The following is a 2,274-nucleotide window of genomic DNA, read 5'->3' as shown; positions in this document are numbered from 1 at the left end:
CGCCCTATTCAGACTCGGTTTCCCTACGGCTCCGTCTCTTCAACTTAACCTCGCATCATATCGTAACTCGCCGGTTCATTCTACAAAAGGCACGCTCTCACCCATTAACGGGCTCGAACTTGTTGTAGGCACACGGTTTCAGGTTCTATTTCACTCCCCTCCCGGGGTGCTTTTCACCTTTCCCTCACGGTACTGGTTCACTATCGGTCACTAGGGAGTATTTAGGGTTGGGAGATGGTCCTCCCAGATTCCGACGAGATTTCACGTGTCTCGCCGTACTCAGGATACTGCTAGGTACAAAGACTATTTTAAATACGAGGCTCTCACTCTCTTTGGCTGACCTTCCCATGTCATTCTTCTATAGTCTTTGAGTCCACATTGCAGTCCTACAACCCCGAAGAGTAAACTCTTCGGTTTGCCCTCCTGCCGTTTCGCTCGCCGCTACTAAGGCAATCGCTTTTGCTTTCTCTTCCTGCAGCTACTTAGATGTTTCAGTTCACTGCGTCTTCCTCCTCATATCCTTAACAGATATGGGTAACAGGTAGTACCTGTTGGGTTCCCCCATTCGGAAATCCCTGGATCATCGCTTACTTACAGCTACCCAAGGCATATCGTCGTTTGTCACGTCCTTCTTCGGCTCCTAGTGCCAAGGCATCCACCGTGCGCCCTTATTAACTTAACCTTACTTTTTTGACCTTTCAGTCATAAACTCTTATTAATACTACAGCGTTTTCGGTTTATTTTCTTGTTACTATTTGATATAGATATTCAATTTTCAATGTGCATGACTTGGTGATCTCTCACCAATGGAGCCTAGCGGGATCGAACCGCTGACCTCCTGCGTGCAAAGCAGGCGCTCTCCCAGCTGAGCTAAGGCCCCACAAGACCTCTCAAGACTAAACAAGACCAATGTGCATTCCTTATCCTTAGAAAGGAGGTGATCCAGCCGCACCTTCCGATACGGCTACCTTGTTACGACTTCACCCCAATCATCTATCCCACCTTAGGCGGCTGGCTCCAAATGGTTACCTCACCGACTTCGGGTGTTACAAACTCTCGTGGTGTGACGGGCGGTGTGTACAAGGCCCGGGAACGTATTCACCGCGGCGTGCTGATCCGCGATTACTAGCGATTCCGACTTCATGTAGGCGAGTTGCAGCCTACAATCCGAACTGAGACTGGCTTTAAGAGATTAGCTTGCCGTCACCGACTTGCGACTCGTTGTACCAGCCATTGTAGCACGTGTGTAGCCCAGGTCATAAGGGGCATGATGATTTGACGTCATCCCCACCTTCCTCCGGTTTATTACCGGCAGTCTCGCTAGAGTGCCCAACTAAATGATGGCAACTAACAATAGGGGTTGCGCTCGTTGCGGGACTTAACCCAACATCTCACGACACGAGCTGACGACAACCATGCACCACCTGTCACCTCTGTCCCGAAGGAAAACTCTATCTCTAGAGCGGTCAGAGGGATGTCAAGACCTGGTAAGGTTCTTCGCGTTGCTTCGAATTAAACCACATGCTCCACCGCTTGTGCGGGCCCCCGTCAATTCCTTTGAGTTTCAACCTTGCGGTCGTACTCCCCAGGCGGAGTGCTTAATGCGTTAGCTACGGCACTAAACCCCGGAAAGGGTCTAACACCTAGCACTCATCGTTTACGGCGTGGACTACCAGGGTATCTAATCCTGTTTGCTCCCCACGCTTTCGAGCCTCAGCGTCAGTTACAAGCCAGAGAGCCGCTTTCGCCACCGGTGTTCCTCCATATATCTACGCATTTCACCGCTACACATGGAATTCCACTCTCCCCTCTTGCACTCAAGTTAAACAGTTTCCAAAGCGTACTATGGTTAAGCCACAGCCTTTAACTTCAGACTTATCTAACCGCCTGCGCTCGCTTTACGCCCAATAAATCCGGACAACGCTCGGGACCTACGTATTACCGCGGCTGCTGGCACGTAGTTAGCCGTCCCTTTCTGGTAAGATACCGTCACAGTGTGAACTTTCCACTCTCACACTCGTTCTTCTCTTACAACAGAGCTTTACGATCCGAAAACCTTCTTCACTCACGCGGCGTTGCTCGGTCAGACTTCCGTCCATTGCCGAAGATTCCCTACTGCTGCCTCCCGTAGGAGTCTGGGCCGTGTCTCAGTCCCAGTGTGGCCGATCACCCTCTCAGGTCGGCTATGTATCGTTGCCTTGGTGAGCCGTTACCTCACCAACTAGCTAATACAACGCAGGTCCATCTGGTAGTGGTGCAGTTGCACCTTTCAAG

Annotated in this window: 1 tRNA gene and 2 rRNA genes; all 3 read right to left on the bottom strand. The window is 50.9% G+C overall.

The window, feature by feature from the left end:
* Nucleotides 1-682, bottom strand: a 23S ribosomal RNA gene (locus tag QM382_RS08830); the annotation flags it as partial.
* Between the two features lie 125 nt (nucleotides 683-807).
* Nucleotides 808-880: transfer RNA gene (locus QM382_RS08825), tRNA-Ala, on the bottom strand.
* Between the two features lie 50 nt (nucleotides 881-930).
* Nucleotides 931-2,274 (bottom strand): 16S ribosomal RNA (locus QM382_RS08820); the annotation flags it as partial.

The sequence above is a fragment of the Streptococcus infantis genome (assembly GCF_047465185.1).
Classification (GTDB): domain Bacteria; phylum Bacillota; class Bacilli; order Lactobacillales; family Streptococcaceae; genus Streptococcus; species Streptococcus infantis_O.
Note: the sequence above shows the minus strand (reverse complement) of the source record. Positions and strands in the feature narration are given on the sequence as shown.